The sequence below is a fragment of the Nitrosomonas oligotropha genome, from assembly GCF_009833085.1.
In the GTDB taxonomy this organism is placed as follows: Bacteria; Pseudomonadota; Gammaproteobacteria; order Burkholderiales; family Nitrosomonadaceae; genus Nitrosomonas; species Nitrosomonas oligotropha.
In genome coordinates this window covers 1-18303 of record NZ_QRBZ01000009.1, presented here as the reverse complement: position 1 = coordinate 18303, position 18303 = coordinate 1, and the positions used below count along the sequence as shown (strand labels likewise).

Here is an 18303-nt window from a genome sequence, read left to right as displayed (position 1 = left end):
ACTGTATTTTTATTAAAAAGGTGGATTTTTACCGATGCTGCTTAATCTGAGTCATTTTTGCTCCTCCCTTGAGTGTCATTTCTTCTCATTTTTTAGCAGCGCGCGAACTGCCGAAAGTGTACCCATAGTCAGGAGCCATACCGCTAGTTTTTTTCATGATGCGGCAAAATTGAGTTTTGACGGCCACTCCGCTGCAAATTCAGCTGCAACAAGCGCTGCAAAATTTCCGTATCGGGCATATCCGGCGTGTAATCGTCCCAGCCATAGGCTTGGGCGACGGCAGCATCGAGAACTTGATGTGCGTTAATTAGCCAAGCAGGTTTAGCGTTGTACAAGTTGGTGAGAGTGCGCTTTTTTAATTCGCTTTCATGGCCAGGTTTGGCAACCGGGCGTTGGGGGAAACCTGCCTTTTGCTCTTCAGCGGTAATCACCCAATCCACCCATTCGGACGGGTTAAGCCAGTTATTGCGCAATTGATTTAATTTAAAAGCAGCTTCGGCAATCGCCGAGGCTGCGGGCCGCTGTGATTCGTTTGCAATGATTGCCGGGATAGGAGCGATGCACTCCCAAGTCCTTGCTTGATTGTCAGAGTCCTTATAGCCTAACGCTCGTTTTTCTTCTTTACTTTTGGGCGCGGTGTCAGCCGGAGTCAATCCTTCGGGAAATGGGAAGGTCTCGAAGCAAGTAGTGGGGGTGTAGCGTGGATCGTTGCCAACTCCCAACCATGTACACAATCCCAGTGACCATAATTCATGAAAACGAGAATGGAGGATACCAAAGGTAGTGTCGTCTGATCGAGCGATGGCTAAGAGTGCCTGATCGGGCAGAATAGCCTTATCTAGCCAGATGAATATACGGTGTTTGGCGACAGCGGGGGTGGCGATATATCGTTGCAAACCGACTAAGGCAGCACGCATAGCAACACGTGGCTCACCATGTCGCCACCAATATTTCCGATAAGCCTCACGATTGTTGTGTTCTCGCTCGGGCTTTACATACTTCACTACATATTCAAATGGTAATTCATAAAGACTGGCATCGGCCTCGCTCATGGTCGCACCAAAATCAATAATCCATCGATCACCATTGCGTCTGGTCAAATCAATCGCGTTACAAAGAGGGCGAACAACGCCGTGATTCGGCATGCTATTTGGGTTAGGCTGTGACAACCATGATCTTGCCACATCACCTTCAATATCAAAAGATGCTTTTTTTGATGCTCCCATGAAGCAAACAGCAAAGTTTTCTCCAATCGGCTTTGCTGTGGTCAAATCCATTCCCGTTTCACCATCGCCTGCCGTCAAATCGGCATGAATCAACACCACCGGTTCACCTGACAATCGAGCAACAGTCAATCCAGTATTGCCAAAACATATCAGCGATACACGCACCGCTGTACCGGCATCAAACCAGCTCTCATCCGGCCAGGCGTCAAAAATCGGCATCGACTGGCAAATGTTATCGAGCACTGTACGATTAGCCCCGCCGCGTATCGAGTTAGTGGACACCAAGCCCGCCGCTTTAGCTTGACCGTCTTCAATTTGCCGCCGTGCTTTGTCGAACCAATAGCAAACCAAATCCACACCACCCGGCACTCGCTCTTGGGGAAAGGCTTTGGCTAGGGCATTAAAATAGCCACTACCCAATTCGCCACGCTTCTTGCTTCCGCCCAGAAACGGCGGATTACCGATGATCACATCAGCCATCGGCCATTGCGCTTCGCTGCCGTCCGGATTTAGAAGCGCATCACGATGTTGAATGCCGTCCAGGCTGCTGAGGATCGGGTTTTTGTTGATCTCCCGCCCGTTGCGCTGACTCCATTGGATATCGCCGATCCACACCGTCACCCGTGCCAGTTCAGCGGCATATTCGTTGATTTCCAGTCCAAGAACGTTACCGGTACCGGTTTCGATGGTGAGTTGTTTGCCCAGACCGAGGGCTTCCGCGTCCAATTGGGCGATATGTTCCAAATCCTTCAGCGCGTGCATCGCTAAATAGAGAAAATTGCCCGAACCGCATGCCGCGTCTAATACCCGGAAGTTGCGCAGGCGCTCCAGATAACCGTGATACAAGTTCGCTGCGGTTTTGCTGTGCTGCTTTTTGGCCGCCGCCGTTTTCACTTTGCTGGCCGTTGCCTGCACCGCCATAATTTCAGCTTTAACGGCTTGCCATTCGGCGCTCAATGGCCGGGTAATCAGCGGCTCGATCAGCTTGTTGATGGTGGCTACATCGGTGTAGTGAGCGCCCAATTGCACCCGGCTATTGGGATCAAGGCCGCGCTCAAACAAGGTGCCGAAAATAGTAGGGTCAATTGCCCGCCAATCCCGGCCTTCAGCCGCGTGGTACAAAATATTCAGATCGGTTCCGGTAAGCGGCGGGACAGCTATGGTTTTGAACAAGCCGCCGTTAAACCAGGCGATATCGTCATTGCCGTAGATACCGCCCTTTTTCTGCATTGCGGCAAACAAGTTCTTAATCCGGGCTTCAGCTTTCTGTGAATCGGTTTTAGCAGCCTTGAGGATGCCGGTGAAAATTTCACGATCGCCGGTAGGACTGGCATGCAGCAAGCCTTCATCCTCAGCAAACATACAAAAAATACATTGCGTCAGAAAATGCGCCACTTGCTGCGGATCGATTCCACGCTCGCGCATGGCTTCGGCTAACTCCGCAAATTGACCAGCGGCCTCGGCGGTAATTGCCGCATTGGACTGCAATGGCTTGAGTTTGTCTGGGTCGGTGAATACCCAGCGTAGAATTTGCAGATTGACTGGGTCACCAATATCTTGAAGCAGAATATTGCGCGGCTCATCCGGGTAGCCGCGAAACGCGGTGTGAATTTCGATGCGCTCGCGATCGCATACAATCAGCAGCGGTGGATTACCCAAATTGCCAGCATATTCACGCAATTGCGCTAAGGCTGCTTTGAGATCGCGGCCGGGCTTCTTGTTTTCCCAGGCAAAGCAATCACGCTTCCAGACATCTGCCCAGCCTTGCCCCCCGCCATCTTTGATCGCGCCTTTTTCGTAGCAAAAATCCTCCGAATTACGCGGCTTATCGATTTGCAACAGTTCGCATAAATCCTCGATATACGACTGCGCTCCCGATTTCTCAGTCAGATCATTTTGGACCCAGGTTTTGATGAATCTTTCGGGTGTCATGCGGTTATGTTTGGTGCTATTAGGCTTGTTTCAATTGCTTGAGAATATACCAATTCAAATAGTAACTGTAGCAATGTTTCTGGCTATCACTGAATTTCGATTTCTTTATTGCAGAATCTCCTGTCTTTAAATTACAAGAAAATTCTACTTTTAAATCCTGTTATTTTTCGGGCCGATTACCTTAGGAATCACTCTTGTTTTGTAATTACGTGACCTATGCGTGATCGATATTGGGTTAAAGCGTAGTGATGACGCACCTAATGTTTCCATTCCAATCCGGAGGTTCCTGTGATGTGGCCGCGAGTAATAGCAATTCTAAGTTTCTTTGTTTTGAGCTTGGCTAGTGCTCAAACAGTTGATCCAGGGCCGTATTTAACTCCGATCCCGGAAGGCCCTGTCATCATGGAGCATGAACATAGCAATTGGTCAGTCCATTATTGCCCGGATAATACTTGTGATTTATTGCACATCTCCACTGCTGTTCATGAGAACGATGTCCAGCGCCTAGCACTTGGTTTTTTCGTCTACTTCTCTTCGTACCTTCATTTGAATCCATGGCAAGAAGAGGCTCGTGAGAATGAAACGATTCAAATGGAAATTAATCGATTATCAAATACCACATGTCCGATTCAGCGTACAAAACAGCTGGTCGAATGCAGGCTTAGAACGTTATCGTCCACTCAAAAATTAGAAATCTCCTCCGTTCGTTTTGATGAAGGTGAACGAAAGGTAACACCGTTACTCTTATCTAACATTCTTCAATCAATGTAGGAACATGAGCATCTTGCTCATGAATGAGTGTCACTAAAAACTCCATGCAAAAAATTTCCAGAAGAGAATTGATCAAATTCACCCTGCTCGGCAGCGTGGTCAGTGCATTGAGCAGCCGCAGTTTTGCCAAAGCATTGGCGCTGATACCGACCCCCGATGAAACCGAAGGGCCGTTCTATCCGGTGAAAGATCAAGAAGACAAAGATGCCGATTTAACGCAAATCAAGGGCCATACCATTGCTGCGCAAGGCCAGCACATTGTGGTGAGCGGTCAAGTTCAGGATGTTGCGGGGCATCCCGTTGCACAGGCAACACTGGATATTTGGCAGGCTGATGCCCATGGACGTTACCATCATCCGCGCGATCCTAATCCGGCGCGTCCCGACGAAAATTTCCAAGGCTGGGCGGTCCTCCGCAGCGGCGAGAACGGTTTATTTCGCTTCAAAACGGTGATGCCGGGCGCTTATCCCGCGAGCGGATCGTGGATCCGGCCGCCGCACATTCATTTTAAGGTCTCAAAACCAGGCTTCCGCGTTCTGACGACACAAATGTATTTTCCCGCTGAGAAGCTCAACCACAGCGATTTGTTGTTGAATGCAAAATCCGCGCCGGAACGCACTGCGATGACTGCGCAGCTGGTTGCCAAGCAAGGCAATTTACCCGTTTACGAGTACAATATCGTTCTTGATTTACTTCGCCGATAAAACATGACAACCAAACACAATACATTGCTCATTCTGGGTTCCGGACCTGCCGGTTATACCGCTGCAGTCTATGCCGCGCGTGCAAATCTGAAACCGGTCTTGATCACCGGATTGGCGCAAGGCGGGCAATTGATGACGACTACCGATGTCGATAACTGGCCAGCCGATGCGATGGGCGTGCAAGGCCCTGAATTGATGGAGCGGTTTCAGAAGCATGCCGAGCGCTTTCAAACCGAAATCATTTTTGACCATATCCATACTGCAAAACTGACGGAAAAACCGATTACGCTGATCGGCGATCAAAGCACTTATACCTGCGATGCGCTCATTATCGCCACCGGCGCTTCCGCGCAATATCTCGGTCTGCCGTCGGAAGAAGCGTTCATGGGGCGTGGCGTATCCGGTTGCGCGACTTGTGACGGTTTTTTCTATAAAGGGCAGGATGTTGCCGTGATCGGCGGCGGTAATACCGCAGTGGAAGAGGCCCTTTATCTGGCCAACATCGCGCGCAGCGTGACCGTGGTGCACCGGCGCGATCAATTCCGTTCGGAAAAAATTCTGATTGATAAATTGATGGAAAAAGTCCGCAGCGGCAATATCAAGCTGGCATTGAATCATGTGCTGGAAGAAGTGCTGGGCGATCAATCCGGTGTGACCGGCATGCGTATCAAAAGCACGCAGGACAATGCCACGCAGACGATCAATTTGCAGGGCGTATTCATCGCCATTGGCCATAAACCCAATACCGATATTTTCACTGGACAATTGGACATGGAAAACGGCTACATCGTCACGCGCGGCGGCGGTCAAGGCAATGCTACAGCCACCAGCATTCCCGGTGTTTTTGCTGCGGGCGATGTACAGGATCACATTTATCGTCAGGCGGTTACCAGCGCCGCGAGCGGCTGCATGGCGGCATTGGATGCGGAAAAATACCTCGATCATTTGAAATAATCGCATGCAGCGGGAACCCTGCGGCAAGCAATCAGTGATATTGAATGAAGGACAAGAATTCCACGCAAGATGACGATGAAATGGCGCTGTTTCACGCCGCGATGCGCGACGTAGCGCCGTTACCCGCCACCGCTACGGTCGCTCGGCATAAGCCTTCCGTCCCTCCGGTTCCGCGGAAAAGCAGCCGGCAGGAACAGCTCATCACGGCAGATGCACTCTCAGACCATATCGCCATCGAGATGGAAGCAGGTGATGATTGGTCCTATGTGCGCCCCGGTATGCCGCGTCTGACATTGCGGAAATTGCGGCGCGGTCACTGGGGAATCCAGGACAACCTCGATCTGCACGGATTTACCCGTGACGAAGCCAGACAGGAATTAAGTATTTTCCTGAATGCCTGTTCACAAAATAAGTTTCGCTGTGTCCGCATCATTCACGGTAAAGGGTTGAGCTCGAAGAATCGCGAACCGGTTCTAAAAACCCGGATTGGAAACTGGTTGCTGCAACACGCGGATGTGCTGGCTTTTTGCCAGGCTAGAGCGGAAGACGGCGGTGGCGGTGCGATCCTGGTTTTGCTTAAAAGCAAAGCATAGATTGATCGGGCCTCATCGTTACAGCGAAGGACTGGATTCCTGCGGAAAAGCTTTTTCGTACTTGCTCTGGCACTGAATACAGCGTTGCGCGGATGGGTATGCCAGCAAACGCTCAAACCCGATTTCGTTGCCGCAATCGATACAATCGCCGAATTCCAGCTCGTTGAGATACTCCAGCGACATTTCCAGCTCGCGCATCTCGTTGATCTGCCGGTCGATCAGTGCGGTATCGATGTCATCCGGGGTATCGTTCAAATATTCCACCAGCTCAGGGTCACGAATATCGTTGGTATGCGCCAACTCATTTTGAACTTCTTCCTGCAATGCAAGATATCGCTCTTGAAGTGCGGTTTTTAGCTGCGCTAACTGATCTTCTGTGAAATTTGCCATTCAGTCTCCTTTCAATTTTAGCTTTCTTATATTGTCTGAGATGTGATTTTCAATCCTTGATCGAAGTCAAATGAACATGTCCCCATCACGGCCCTGCCGGATCAGGCCGCCTGTAAATGCTTCAAATCCGCGATCACTTCGGCAGAGTTACGGGCTGCGCTCGCTGACAAGTACATCCGTGCGATTTTTCCCTGCGGATCGATCAAGAAGGTATTGCGCCGGGCGAATTTGATAATGCCCAGATTAATCAAGGAATGATAACGCGCCGCCGTTTCGGCTGCGGTATCGGCCAGCAATGGAAATTGCAGGTGAAACTTCTTAGCGAAATCAGCATGACTATTTGTGTCATCGACGCTCACACCGACCACGTCAGCGCCCAAATCCACCAAGTCCTGCAAGCCGTCACGGAAAGCGCAAGCCTGTTTGGTGCAACCGGGCGTATCGTCCTTGGGATAAAAATATAATGCCAGCCATTTGCCGCGAAAATCGGCCAAAGTGTGCGTTTTTCCATGCTGATCAGTCAATTTGAAATCGGGCGCAAGCTGACCCAGCGCGAGTGATTTTCTATTCCTGGAAAAAAACCAGAACATGAATCCCAGCGTGAAGATTGATAAGATTATAGTCAACCATTCCATCATATTGTCGTCCTTATTCGTTGTTATCCGGATGCCGCAGCGGCCAAGCCCATAGCCGTAATAATACAATAGCCAGTAACGCCAGCAGACTGGCGGACATAAAAGCGGCCGCCGCGCTGTATACATGCCATATCACCCCAAACAATAGCCCCGCCGGGATGGCCGCGATACCGCTGACCAGATGATACCAGCCAAAAGCGGTGCCGCGTTCGTCAGGCGCGGCATAATCGCTAATCAACGCACGCTCGGCGCCTTCGCTCAAACCCATCAGCAAACCGTAAAAAACACTGATGATCCATAACCCGGTGCTCGTTGTGATCTGACTCAGCGCCAGAAACGATACTGCAAGCGCGGACCAGCCGATTAGAATCAATGCGCCACGGCCGAAATGATCGGCTAATTGCCCGCCCTGCGTGGAAGTAATCGCCTTGGCCAGATTGAGCGCCGCCCATAACAGCAGTAATTCAACCACGCCGATACCTAATTCATGACCGAATAGCAAAATAAAAGTTTCAGAAGCGCGTGCGAAGGTGAACAGCATCAATACCCATAAGTAACGTTGCATCGGCACGGACAATGCAGACCAGCGTAGCGGCGGGAGCACGCGCTGCGCTGCTGCGGAGGGGGGTTGGCTGGCCGTGGCTTCTTTCACTCCCGCACCCAAAAGCGCTACCGCGACAAAGCCGGGTACTGCCGACCACAGAATCACTTCACTCAAGCTTAAATCCGACCACGCCAGAATAGCCGCAGCCGCCAGAGCACCCGCAACCGCGCCGGCATTATCCAATGCGCGATGAAAACCGAATGCATAGCCGCGGATCCGCGGCGGTGTCGCATCGGCGACCATCGCATCACGCGGCGCACCGCGCAATCCTTTGCCAACCCGATCCACGCTCCGCAGTAGCAACACGGTCAACCAGGAACCCGCCAAACCAAGCAGTGGACGCGCCAGATTGGAAAGCATATAACCCGTCAACGCCAGCTTTTTGCGCCGCCCGCTCATGACATCGGAATGCCGCCCCGCCCATAACTTCAGAAAGCAGGCCAACGCATCCGCGACCCCTTCGATCAATCCCAGCGCAATCGGCCCTGCAGCCAGTACAGTTGCCAGCAAAATGGGGATCAATGGCACCACGATATCGGATGCAAAGTCATTGAAGAAACTAACCAATCCGAGAATAACAACCGTTCTCGGCAGTTTTTTTGAGGATTCCGGACTTGCAGGATCCGGCTGATCAGGTTTATTCATGGTGTGATATTAGCGTAAAATATCAAGTTCGCCCTGGTAGCTCAGTGGATAGAGCAACCCCCTCCTAAGGGGTAGGTCGCACGTTCGATTCGTGTTCAGGGCGCCAATAAAACAGCATGTTACACACTGAAATGGTTTTCTATAATCAGTCAGTGCCACACTGGTGCCACGATAGAGAAGAATAACAAATGAATAAATACCCTCGTAAATAATAAGCTTAGCGGGTCTTTAAAGTAAATATTTTCTTTTTTCTAAAGTTTTTTCTGAGCGTTCCGATATAACAAATGCGTTTACCAGAACGCCATTAAAAACAATGCTTCATAATGCTCCATCAGTCAGCCAAGGTTCGCGGATGGCCTTGGCTGACTACTCCAAGCAAGTTTCAGCCAGTTTGTTCAATGTAATACGTTCTTGCCGGTCATACCATAATTGGTATTTGTTTTTGATGTACTCCCATCGTTTGCCATATTCGCACCAATAAGATTTTAACGGTGGTAACCATTCATGCGGTGCTTGGTCTGATTTGGATTTATTGATTGAATCACTCACTACCAAAAGATTTTCAAAGTCATTTGCAAATGTTCTGCGTTGCGCTTTTGTCCATTTGTCCGCACCATGTCTATGAGCATGTGCGAGCGGTACTATGTGATCAATATCCACGTCTGAAGCTTTGGTGAACGTCTTGCCGGTATAAACCCCATACCATTCACCAGAAATCACAGTGCAATGTTTCGAGTCTTTGAATTGAACAGGTTTTCTACTGGTGGCTATCAATAGTTCTTGTCTGGTATTTTGGCAATCACCATCGGCATCTATCCAGTGTGGCCAATCTTTTCTATTGTAGGAAGTAGCCGGTAAAGGGTGATCGGCATAATTAGCGGCTGAATCCTGTTGTAGCGGTATATCCCGCTTTTCTATTGCGCAACCTGAAAGCGTTGCCAGAAATGAAATAAGTAAAGCTAAGAAAAAATTTTTCTTCAAATGATTATCCGATATTTTTGGTTATTGTTTATGAACTAAACTGAAGGCTGCGGTACTGTATTCATAAGATCGTAGAGAGATTCGATACCCCGTCGCATGTTTTCAAAAAAACGTTTTTTCTAAAATCGCACGCGCGAATATTTAGGCATGTGTCGGTACTTTGTCTTTAAAGTTGCAGAGAATTGAGGGGCGTACCCGGTGCCATCCAAATAATAGCCACTAATTCAGACAAAGTGTTAACCAACCTGTTAACTTTCTGAAGTTTAGTCGTTTAGCAGTTTAGTCAGCATTTTCGTACTGTTGAGCTAATATATGCGATGAAAAAAGTTTATGACTTTAATTTTTCACTACACTAGAATTTTTACGGGGATTTCATTACCCGCATTAGTCAAAACACCAGAGGTACCTATCTTTTTACACAATTTCTTGGCACTCTCTTCATATCTTTTTGCTTGACATTCCAAATAATCCACAGTTTTAAAAAGTTACAAATGTCCCGTCAACCACTTAACATTAAGTTAAAAAATATCCCGTAAGTAAATGATAATTTAAACATAATTGATATGTTAGATAATTAAGCAATCTAAGGAAAGTCTTTAGAAATTTATAGGTTAGCGATTCATGCAAGATGATTATCCACAAAGTTATCCACAGATATTGTGGATAATAGAAAAAACCTTATGTTAAATAAAGTGATAGATTGATATTGATTAACTGGCTGTTAACTTTTAAGCAAACTAATCAATTGTACCGGCAGCTTTTTCTGCTTTCTGAATAATCGATTCATTTCGTTTTGCAGTTTGCTTAACTCATCTTCATAAGCATTCTAGCTTGCCTTTGGAAATCATGATCGGCAAGAGGGGAAACCGCATATCATGCTATAAGCATTTAACTATGAGTATTAGGGATTTATGTTTCTTAAAAGTACCACCATAAATACCTTCAAATTACCTCAGCAGCTGAAATCCTTGCTCAATTTACACATAAATTAATCAGAAAAATCTGCATTAGTAAGAATTTCCTTGGCAGGAACTAGAACACTATTGTGGTGTAGCGCACCGCACCGCACCGCGTGGAATATATCCCGAAAAGCGGGTGTAACGGCCTATATACAACCACATCATTTAAATTTATTATAAATTACCCTAATGCTATACATACAGAATAGGCTGATTAGCTAGATTGTTGAATTGGATGAGCAGTAGTTAATGCGAACGGATAAATGCATGTGTAAATCTGGATAAGAAATAAAAGGAGATAACAATGAATAAAAAAATAATTCTGGCGGCAGCATTTATCGCGTCAGTGTTGCCAAACTTAGCAATGGCTTGGTCGATTAAAAGTTTAGGAATTTTTGATGGTGCCAGCAGCGATGCTTACGGTATCAACAATTCCGGACAAGTAATAGGATATTATTATCATGTAGATTCTGCGAGTCTGAGGCCATTTATCACTGGCCCTAATGGTGAAGGCATGAGCGATCTTGGTACTTTGGGTGGAAGAGGATTGACTTTCTCATATGATATTAATGATTCCGGTCAGGTAGTGGGGCACTCTTCCAGTTTGGATAATCGCGATCACGCATTTATCACTGGTCCTGATGGTGTAGGCATGGCCGACTTAGGTACATTAGGTGGATTAGATAGCTTCGCCCACGGTATCAACAATTCTGGTCAAGCAATAGGGGATTCGTGGACTACCAGTCCTTACACTACACATGCTTTTATCACCGGCCCTAATGGTATTGGTATGACAGACTTGGGTACCTTGGGTGGAACATGGAGCATGTGCCTGGAGTATCAATGATTCCGGGCAGGTAGCAGGAGGATCGGTTATAACGGATGATGCTGCTTACCATGCTTTTATCACTGGCCCTAACGGTGTAGGTATGACCGATTTGGGTACTTTGGGTGGAATAAATAGCCAAGCTTCAGGCATTAACAATTCCGGACAAGTAGTAGGAATGTCTGAAACTACTGATGGCGATCCTCATGCTTTTATTACTGGCCCCAATGGTATAGGCATGATTGATTTGGGCGCTATGGGAGCAGATATAAGTTACGCTTTTGACATAAACAATATGGGGCAAGCAGTAGGTATTGCGCGCTGCGATCCATATTGTCGAGAAAATTCCTTCGTTTATAGTGATGGTGTTATGGTTAATCTCTCGAAACTTGAAGAAGTAATCAGCTCTGGATGGACTCACTTAATTGCACGTGACATTAACGACAATGGTCAAATTGTTGGATATGGAATTTTGCATGGCGTTCCTCAGGCATTTTTACTTTCCGGTGCTGATGACAAAGATTTTTTTCGCACCTATGTTGAGATATCCATGATTCCCGAACCAGAAACTTATGCAATGTTGCTGGTAGGTTTAGGGTTAATTGGATTTATTACTCGACAGAAAGCCATGATGCGAGGTTAAACAAAGAATCGTTCAGGTAAGACTATCATGGAGATAACAATGAATAAAAAAATAATCTTTTCAGTGATGTTTTTCGCATTTTCTTGCCCGGTAAACGCCGCATGGGAAGTAAGAAGTATCGATGCAATACCAAACTCTGTTAGCTGGGCTACTGACATCAACGATTCCGGCATAATGGTCGGAGAAATCAAGAACAATCCAAACAAGCCAATTTACGAACCTGGGGGGAAATTACGTTACACTTTTGACCCATGGAACACTCCTAGTCACCCATTCATGACCGGGGAAAATGGCGTAGGATTAAAAATTTTTGACATTGAAGGCCGAGCAGAAGCGATAAATAACGCCGGGCAAGTCATTGGAAAATCTTCAGCTGGCGCTGTATTCATGACGGGGCCAAACGGCGAGGGATTAACTTATCTGGATTATGCCAGGGATGCTTATGACATCAATAATAGCGGCCAGATTGTCGGCGTGACAAAATCAGGTCACGGATTCATTACCGGCTCAAACGGCATCGGGATGACAGATCTTGGCCCTGTTGTAGCTCGGGCAATAAACGATTCTGGACAAGTTGCAGGGTGGTTTTACACTGGCGACGAGTACGGCCTTCTTTCAGCGCACGCATTCATTACTGGTGCTAACGGCATCGGAATGACAGACATAGGAAGACCAACAGAGGCATTTTATGGAACATCGACTCGCGTATCAATCCTCCCCTACGATATTAATAATTCCGGGCAAGTGGTAGGATTGATACAAATCCACATTGACTTAGGATACGTCGAGGCGGCCGCATTTATGACCGATTCAGATGGAACAAACATCAGAATCCTAAGTACAAGCTGGGGTGCGGCATTCGGAATAAACGATTCCGGGCAGATCGTAACATCCTCAAATGTTCTATGCGAAAACTGTGGCATTGGGGAAGGAATATCCTTTTTATTAGACCACGGCAAATTCACAAATATTTCTAATCAATTCTCGGTTGATGCCTTATCCCTATTCGATGCAGCAGCAATCAATAATAACGGACAAATTGCTGGAACAGGAGTGAATGCGGGTGGTGCTCCATACGGTGGGTGGCATGCATTTATGGTATCCAGTGATTCCTCATCCACATCACCAGTTCCTGAACCTTCCACCTACGCCATGCTGCTGGCCGGATTAGGCTTACTTGGTTTCATGTCACGCCGCAGGAAAGTATAAGCAAGTTTTAATTAGAATAATTTAATCAAGAACTGGGGGCTTAGGTTTCCGTTTTTTCTCTTGGATGGCAAGGTGTCGACCGGCGCGAAGGGTATGCCCGCAAAGCGGGCATGCTGCCCGATCCCTAACACGGTTTTCTTTATACTGACTTCTCATACTGCAGAACGCTTTTGACGTTTTGTGAGTTAGATTACTATTTGTTAAAGAAGGAAAAACCATATAATTGAATTTTGCAAATCTAGTAGATTGTTTCATCTAACCAAGAAATCAATGTTAATCCTTGATAACAAATATTTATTATATATATTCTTTCTTTTATATTTTATTTCGATGATTCTATATCCTTTGTATGAAGGTAAGGGTGATTGGAATTATCTGCAATGCACGTGGTATAGCTGGCAATCTTTAAATGCTGGTGTTCTATTATTTTTTTCAAGTATTGTTGGACTTAAAATTACAACTTACAACGAAAAGGAAGAGCGAAGGCGGAATTTATTGAAAGCAAAAGCGTTATTACCAGATGCACTAAGTGAATTATCAACTTATTTAGAATCTAGTGGTTCCTTTTTAAAGGAGGTTTTAATTAAAACTAAGGAAAAAGACACAAAAAAACCTCTTGAGAATCAACCTCCAGATTTACCAATGAATTATAAGAATATTTTTGCGAACTGTATTCATTTTGGAGAACCGGATGTTGCTGATTATTTAATTTTTATATTAGGACGTCTTCAAGTTCATAATTCACGAATCAATAGCTTATCTCGTGGCTTTGATGAAGTAATACCTACAAAATTGTTTTATCACAATATTATTTCGTATTTATATTGTTTTGCTGAGCTGAAAGCGCTGATTGATAAGTTGTATCCCTTTGCAAGAGGTTTAGAAAAACTTGATACAAGTAATTTAGTTTTGAATGATTATTTAAATGTATACCATCACTTTGCTATTTGGCCAGAAGATTATGAAGGTTTAAAGGAAGCTACAGAGAGATTTATTCAAAGAAATAATAAAGATACGAGAAATTAATTTATATCTTTAAAAAAGTATTTTTATTCATTATGTAATGTAGCCGAATCTAGTTTTTACGGTTTAAAATCAATTTAACTATGGATTCGAGTTTTTTTCGACACGATTGAAAAATGGCTCAAGTTCAAATGGAGTCCAAGATGGATATTTTAAGCCGTCAGTTGCACTCATTATTATATTGATACTTTCAAACGCTTCTTCCATTTCATGAGGCTGTGGGGAATGCAATAAAAATGGTGGTTGAGGGTAAAGTCCAAGAATTTCCAGAAACATTGTGTCCGCTATCGGGCCAACGTGTGAAGGGTTTATTATTAAAGAATCCTTCGCGGCGCGTGCGAAATGGAAATTTATGAAATGGGCTCCGCCTTTCTCTAAATAATGACCATATGTTTCTTTGGGCTTATGTGAGAAAGCATTCCAATCTTGTTGCATTGAGCAAGCAACAAAACATATTTTCGGGTTTAATGGGTAAAAAATACAAGTTTCTGGCCGCTCAATAAATCCGGAAATAAGAATAGGATTATCTGATCTAACAAAGTAATCATCCTTGTGTGCTATCAGCAAATACCAATCACGGTTAACTATATAATTTAAGTCTTTACATTCTTTACAACCAACTCTGTCATTCTTGGTTTTATCTTCAATATTTAATTGCTTGCATGTCGTTTTTTCGTACTCCATAAAAGTTGGGGTTCGAACAAATTGAGATAATAGAAATTGAGACCAAACAATTCTTTCGTCTTCGCAGATTTCATTAAAATTCATAATCCGCTGATAAATTGGTGCAATGTGATTTTCTAAATTTTCGGCTAGTGCTCTTTCAACTTTCCAGGAATACAAACCTCTTTTTCTTCCCCATTGTCTTTTTCCCATGGGAATTTTTTTAATTGATGAGTCGAAGGTACACCGAGTGTAAGAAATATATCCTTCAGCCCCTGACCATGCTTTGTTCGCTAGAACAGGAGAATAATGAGATAAAGGTAATTTTGTCATTTATATCTATATTTCATTAAGTTGCAATAGTTTTATTCTAAGTTAGATTTAGAATTGTGATAATTTTTTTTCTTTATCACGCTATAAATAATATGGGGAGCAACAATTCTATAATAGTAGCATTTGTGTTTAATATTCATGACTTCACCATTTAGCTATTCGGGTTTATATTTCTTTTTACCTGCCGCTAGATCCTATTTTTCCAGAAATAATGTTTTCAAAACTAAATAATCTTTATTGGCATATTCGTTACAATCGCAATAAATCAATTAAGCGAAAATATTATCGTTATGTTTTAAAGGAAAAAAAACGCCTGATTGAGTCAGGCGTTGATATGGAGTATCTGCGGCTTTATTGCCGAGCGCTTAGTAGCCGGCAAAATCAGCACGCCGAGAGTAGGCTAGAACGTTACAAAAAAGACCATTTTGCAAGTAATTGATTATTAACACTATTATATTTATCATTTTACATAATACAAAATCATTACAATAAGATAGTAATCTTGCGATTAATTTCATTAGGAAACTATCCAATCACTTCAATAACCTTTCTATGTTCCCTGAGTAATCGATTCAATTCCTTTTGCAGCTTGCTTAACCCATGCTTATAAGCATTCTGGCTTGATCTGGCTTTACCGGTTGGTGTCTTTGCTCCAGTCGATTGTTTCCACGGTTGCCAATTCCTTATCAATTCCGCTTGCCTCAATCGTTCCTCGGCTGTCCAATGGCGCATTGTTGTCCTCGCTTAATAGTTCGTTTGATGGATTTTTTGTTTTCCCCGCGTGCGTAGGGTATTGGTTGCCGTTATTGATCTGCTGGTGCCCTTGTGCAATATTGGCTTGTTTAGCAATAACTATCGGCGGGTTTTTCATTGCTGCCAATACTTCCACAGTTCGGACGCATTGGGCTTGTGTTTTCAGCGCCAGTCGCATGTAGGTTTCTGTGATTTTGAGAGAATTACCCATACTATGGGCAGATCGCAATATAAGAGTATTATAAATTGTATCTAGCGTTATGACTTGTGCGGCTAGCGTGGCTTCCAGCTCGCTTAAATCACCGGCAATGATCTTCTCTGACTTCTCTTTCATAACTTCCACAGCTTCGGTGAAATCAATCTTATTGGAGTTGCTTGCGGACAGGACTTGCAATGTCAGGGCATTGTTGATGAGGGGGGATAGCTGTATTTCTGTTAGCTGACGTATTTCACTCTTGCCTTCTTCTTTGACAATTGTGAGTGTTTGTACGCTTTGCGTTGAAGATGCCATGGTTTTATTTCTCTCGGTCATATTTAATTCCAATAGCTAGAATGCATCATGTTTTCATCAGGTAACGACTCAGCTGGAAGTAAGGACTGGGTTGCGGACTTTGCTTGCGTATAGACTTGAGCCAACTATCATGCATTAAACTGTTAATAGTTAATGTATCACCAAATATGAAGCTGCTTTCGTTGCCATGTTATCCGGTCAAAATTTCTGTTTTTTTTGGCAAAACAGACGGGGGATTGGAATAACTGGAATAACTGGAATAACTGAATTTGAATGAGTTAAATATTCAGGTTTTAACACTGAATTATGCTATCTAAACATAGGTCATTTTTTGTAAGAACCGCATGGATAGTTAGTTGTCCAGTTATTCTAGTTATATCAGTTATATTAGTTTTTCTGTTATTTCATACACCCCTCCATCCAGAACAACTGAATCAGTTATTACGGTTTTATTGGTCAGAATGGCTCATTCGTTATCATTACTTTCCCAGAGATCAGGCGTTTTCTTAAGTGTGTATTCTCTGCTGTTTTTAAATGCCGTTTTGGTCGAACTCCAACAACAATACTCTTCAGGCAAATTATTGTTACTAACATCATGATCTTTCAGTGCCTTTAAAATCTTCTGCCTTGAAACGCCCGCTTCCTGAGCTGCCGTAACAATATCCGACTGGATCATAGGGCCTGGACTCAGTATCTCTCTGATAACCTCAATCGCATCTATATTTGCAAGATAAGTATTTTTGGCGGCCTTGACCTTATCGGCTTGGGAGCAATCCTCATCAGACAATCGCTTAACTGAACACATTAAATCATGATAGCTATTTTGGGCGGTGTTTACGCTATATTGAAATGCTTGTTTCAAAACAACGTTTCCACGGGCTTTGAAGTTCTCAAACTGTACTGTTTTAGTGAGCGTTAATTGATCGAATGCGATCTCGTCCAGCGTATAAGCACAGTCAGCATCGTCGACAAGGTCGGAGGTGCCGCTAAAGACAACCTTTTTATCTTCATCGCGCTTTTTATTAACGTGTGCCAAAAGAATGGCCGTCCCACCCTTGCTAACAAATCCACGTAAAACCTCAAAGAATTCGCTAGACGTCGATTTATTCATCAGATCGGTAAACTTCTTGACAGTGTCCAAAATAACAACTACACCGCCGCATGTGTCTTTTTTAACCATACCTTTAATGATTGCTTGAAGCTTTTCAGTTTTGAACCCAAGATGGCCAGGCGCTAGCATCTTGAATCCTGCTTCATTTGCCAGTTTTATTTTCTCAATCAATCCCTTGTAGTGATCATCTGCGTTAATATAATAAATCTTTGAGCCGTCGATGCATCCCGATTTGGTCGCATCAATTAATAAATACATAACCAGCAAAGTTTTACCTGCATTTGGCTTTGCGTAGATAACAGTCATTTGACCTTGTAACGCTAAGCCCTCCAAGATAAAACTATCATTCTGCATTTTAGATTCCATCTCGTTTACCTCATCGTTCAAGATAAATTGATCAAGATCATATTCACACTCAGCAATATCAAGTATGCTTTCACCACTCCTGAGTTTATGGATTTCATCCAGCACATTCGGTTTTTCAGACTTAACTTCCCTGCATTTCACATAGCTGTATGTATCAGTCATGTTTTATTATTCCGTGACGATTAACAAACAGATTCACTTGAGAAAGCGGCAAGAACTGCCATATAACTGGCGATATCATAAAATCATCTTGAATGGTATAATTAGCACTTGATTTTGTTGAAGTAAAAGTATTCTCGCCCGCCTGCAAGCGGGCGTTTTCATTTGCGTGCATGGCTACACCTCCTGGCCATGCGTGCGAAGATCGAGAAAGGCATCAAGTGCAGATTTGCGATACCTAACCAGCCTCCCAACTTTAATATAGGGAATGTTGTAACGTTTGGTGCAACGCCAAACAGACAGCGTCCCGGG

17 protein-coding genes, 1 tRNA gene and 1 pseudogene are annotated in these 18303 nt (G+C 44.6%); 10 read left to right on the top strand and 9 right to left on the bottom strand.

Annotated elements, in window-relative coordinates; genetic code table 11:
- Positions 1-143 precede the first annotated feature (143 nt).
- Positions 144-3158 (bottom strand): class I SAM-dependent DNA methyltransferase, encoded by a 3015-nt coding sequence (locus tag ABD07_RS03520; RefSeq protein ID WP_160817141.1) that lies wholly within the window; start codon positions 3156-3158, stop codon positions 144-146.
- Positions 3159-3449: 291 nt separating this feature from the next.
- Here ABD07_RS03520 and ABD07_RS03515 point away from each other — a divergent pair, with 291 nt between their 5' ends.
- The 4 genes from ABD07_RS03515 to ABD07_RS03500 are packed head-to-tail and all read left to right on the top strand — an operon-like array spanning position 3450 to position 6180.
- Positions 3450-3929 carry a hypothetical protein gene (locus tag ABD07_RS03515; protein ID WP_160817140.1) on the top strand — a complete coding sequence of 160 codons (480 nt, stop codon included), beginning with the start codon at positions 3450-3452 and terminating at the stop codon, positions 3927-3929.
- Positions 3930-3952: 23 nt separating this feature from the next.
- On the top strand, positions 3953-4633 hold the full coding sequence (locus ABD07_RS03510) for a protocatechuate 3,4-dioxygenase (protein ID WP_240142396.1): 681 nt from the start codon (positions 3953-3955) through the stop codon (positions 4631-4633).
- 3 nt (positions 4634-4636) lie between these two features.
- Positions 4637-5587, top strand: coding sequence for a thioredoxin-disulfide reductase (gene trxB / locus ABD07_RS03505; protein WP_160817139.1), 951 nt, complete (start codon positions 4637-4639; stop codon positions 5585-5587).
- Between the two features lie 44 nt (positions 5588-5631).
- Positions 5632-6180: a Smr/MutS family protein gene (locus ABD07_RS03500; RefSeq protein WP_160817138.1), complete on the top strand. Its 549-nt coding sequence runs from the start codon at positions 5632-5634 to the stop codon at positions 6178-6180.
- 18 nt (positions 6181-6198) lie between these two features.
- Here the strand turns inward: ABD07_RS03500 and ABD07_RS03495 are convergent, their stop codons facing one another.
- The 3 genes from ABD07_RS03495 to ABD07_RS03485 all read right to left on the bottom strand — a co-directional run bounded on the left by ABD07_RS03495 (position 6199) and on the right by ABD07_RS03485 (position 8454).
- Entirely contained in the window at positions 6199-6570 is a 372-nt protein-coding gene (locus ABD07_RS03495) for a TraR/DksA family transcriptional regulator (RefSeq protein WP_108697883.1), read from the bottom strand.
- A gap of 101 nt (positions 6571-6671) precedes the next feature.
- Complete coding sequence (locus tag ABD07_RS03490; RefSeq protein WP_108697882.1) at positions 6672-7205, bottom strand: peroxiredoxin; 534 nt, start codon at positions 7203-7205, stop codon at positions 6672-6674.
- Positions 7206-7218: 13 nt separating this feature from the next.
- On the bottom strand, positions 7219-8454 hold the full coding sequence (locus ABD07_RS03485; protein WP_160817137.1) for an MFS transporter: 1236 nt from the start codon (positions 8452-8454) through the stop codon (positions 7219-7221).
- Positions 8455-8484: 30 nt separating this feature from the next.
- Between ABD07_RS03485 and ABD07_RS03480 the strand changes: the two genes are divergently transcribed.
- A tRNA-Arg gene (locus tag ABD07_RS03480) sits at positions 8485-8560 on the top strand.
- Positions 8561-8820: 260 nt separating this feature from the next.
- Here ABD07_RS03480 and ABD07_RS03475 read toward each other — a convergent pair.
- Entirely contained in the window at positions 8821-9435 is a 615-nt protein-coding gene (locus tag ABD07_RS03475; RefSeq protein ID WP_160817136.1) for an HNH endonuclease family protein, read from the bottom strand.
- A 1263-nt stretch (positions 9436-10698) separates the two neighbouring features.
- On the opposite strand from ABD07_RS03475, the gene ABD07_RS03470 reads away from it, so the two are divergent.
- The 5 genes and pseudogenes from ABD07_RS03470 (at position 10699) to ABD07_RS03455 (ending at position 14098) form a co-directional block, all read left to right on the top strand.
- On the top strand, positions 10699-11241 hold the full coding sequence (locus tag ABD07_RS03470; protein WP_160817135.1) for a hypothetical protein: 543 nt from the start codon (positions 10699-10701) through the stop codon (positions 11239-11241).
- Positions 11207-11299: pseudogene (locus tag ABD07_RS15320) on the top strand (hypothetical protein); the annotation flags it as partial. The gene ABD07_RS03470 and the pseudogene ABD07_RS15320, both read left to right, overlap by 35 nt.
- A gap of 24 nt (positions 11300-11323) precedes the next feature.
- Entirely contained in the window at positions 11324-11863 is a 540-nt protein-coding gene (locus ABD07_RS03465) for a PEP-CTERM sorting domain-containing protein (protein WP_240142394.1), read from the top strand.
- Positions 11864-11902: 39 nt separating this feature from the next.
- The gene (locus ABD07_RS14920; protein WP_160817133.1) at positions 11903-13072 is read left to right on the top strand and encodes an FxDxF family PEP-CTERM protein; all 1170 of its coding nucleotides are present in this window, start codon (positions 11903-11905) and stop codon (positions 13070-13072) included.
- Between the two features lie 345 nt (positions 13073-13417).
- Positions 13418-14098, top strand: a complete 681-nt coding sequence (locus ABD07_RS03455; RefSeq protein WP_160817132.1) for a hypothetical protein — start codon at positions 13418-13420, stop codon at positions 14096-14098.
- 78 nt (positions 14099-14176) lie between these two features.
- Here ABD07_RS03455 and ABD07_RS03450 read toward each other — a convergent pair whose 3' ends face one another.
- From ABD07_RS03450 to ABD07_RS03435, 4 genes are all read right to left on the bottom strand, one after another.
- On the bottom strand, positions 14177-15091 hold the full coding sequence (locus ABD07_RS03450; RefSeq protein WP_160817131.1) for a DUF4238 domain-containing protein: 915 nt from the start codon (positions 15089-15091) through the stop codon (positions 14177-14179).
- A 631-nt stretch (positions 15092-15722) separates the two neighbouring features.
- On the bottom strand, positions 15723-16376 hold the full coding sequence (locus ABD07_RS03445; RefSeq protein ID WP_160817130.1) for a hypothetical protein: 654 nt from the start codon (positions 16374-16376) through the stop codon (positions 15723-15725).
- A 445-nt stretch (positions 16377-16821) separates the two neighbouring features.
- The gene (locus ABD07_RS03440; RefSeq protein WP_160817129.1) at positions 16822-17994 is read right to left on the bottom strand and encodes an AAA family ATPase; all 1173 of its coding nucleotides are present in this window, start codon (positions 17992-17994) and stop codon (positions 16822-16824) included.
- Complete coding sequence (locus tag ABD07_RS03435) at positions 17987-18166, bottom strand: hypothetical protein (protein ID WP_160817128.1); 180 nt, start codon at positions 18164-18166, stop codon at positions 17987-17989. Before ABD07_RS03435 ends, ABD07_RS03440 begins: the two co-directional genes overlap by 8 nt.
- Between the last annotated feature and the right edge of the window lie 137 nt (positions 18167-18303).

Bases quoted from the DNA above. Each gene is read 5' to 3' on its own strand.
- ABD07_RS03520 (WP_160817141.1), bottom strand. From the start codon at position 3,158: ATGACACCCGAAAGATTCATCAAAACCTGGGTCCAAAATGATCTGACT.
- ABD07_RS03515 (WP_160817140.1), top strand. From the start codon at position 3,450: ATGTGGCCGCGAGTAATAGCAATTCTAAGTTTCTTTGTTTTGAGCTTG.
- ABD07_RS03510 (WP_240142396.1), top strand. From the start codon at position 3,953: ATGAGTGTCACTAAAAACTCCATGCAAAAAATTTCCAGAAGAGAATTG.
- trxB (WP_160817139.1), top strand. From the start codon at position 4,637: ATGACAACCAAACACAATACATTGCTCATTCTGGGTTCCGGACCTGCC.
- ABD07_RS03500 (WP_160817138.1), top strand. From the start codon at position 5,632: ATGAAGGACAAGAATTCCACGCAAGATGACGATGAAATGGCGCTGTTT.
- ABD07_RS03495 (WP_108697883.1), bottom strand. From the start codon at position 6,570: ATGGCAAATTTCACAGAAGATCAGTTAGCGCAGCTAAAAACCGCACTT.
- ABD07_RS03490 (WP_108697882.1), bottom strand. From the start codon at position 7,205: ATGGAATGGTTGACTATAATCTTATCAATCTTCACGCTGGGATTCATG.
- ABD07_RS03485 (WP_160817137.1), bottom strand. From the start codon at position 8,454: ATGAATAAACCTGATCAGCCGGATCCTGCAAGTCCGGAATCCTCAAAA.
- ABD07_RS03470 (WP_160817135.1), top strand. From the start codon at position 10,699: ATGAATAAAAAAATAATTCTGGCGGCAGCATTTATCGCGTCAGTGTTG.
- ABD07_RS03465 (WP_240142394.1), top strand. From the start codon at position 11,324: ATGACCGATTTGGGTACTTTGGGTGGAATAAATAGCCAAGCTTCAGGC.
- ABD07_RS14920 (WP_160817133.1), top strand. From the start codon at position 11,903: ATGAATAAAAAAATAATCTTTTCAGTGATGTTTTTCGCATTTTCTTGC.
- ABD07_RS03450 (WP_160817131.1), bottom strand. From the start codon at position 15,091: ATGACAAAATTACCTTTATCTCATTATTCTCCTGTTCTAGCGAACAAA.
- ABD07_RS03445 (WP_160817130.1), bottom strand. From the start codon at position 16,376: ATGACCGAGAGAAATAAAACCATGGCATCTTCAACGCAAAGCGTACAA.
- ABD07_RS03440 (WP_160817129.1), bottom strand. From the start codon at position 17,994: ATGACTGATACATACAGCTATGTGAAATGCAGGGAAGTTAAGTCTGAA.
- ABD07_RS03435 (WP_160817128.1), bottom strand. From the start codon at position 18,166: ATGCACGCAAATGAAAACGCCCGCTTGCAGGCGGGCGAGAATACTTTT.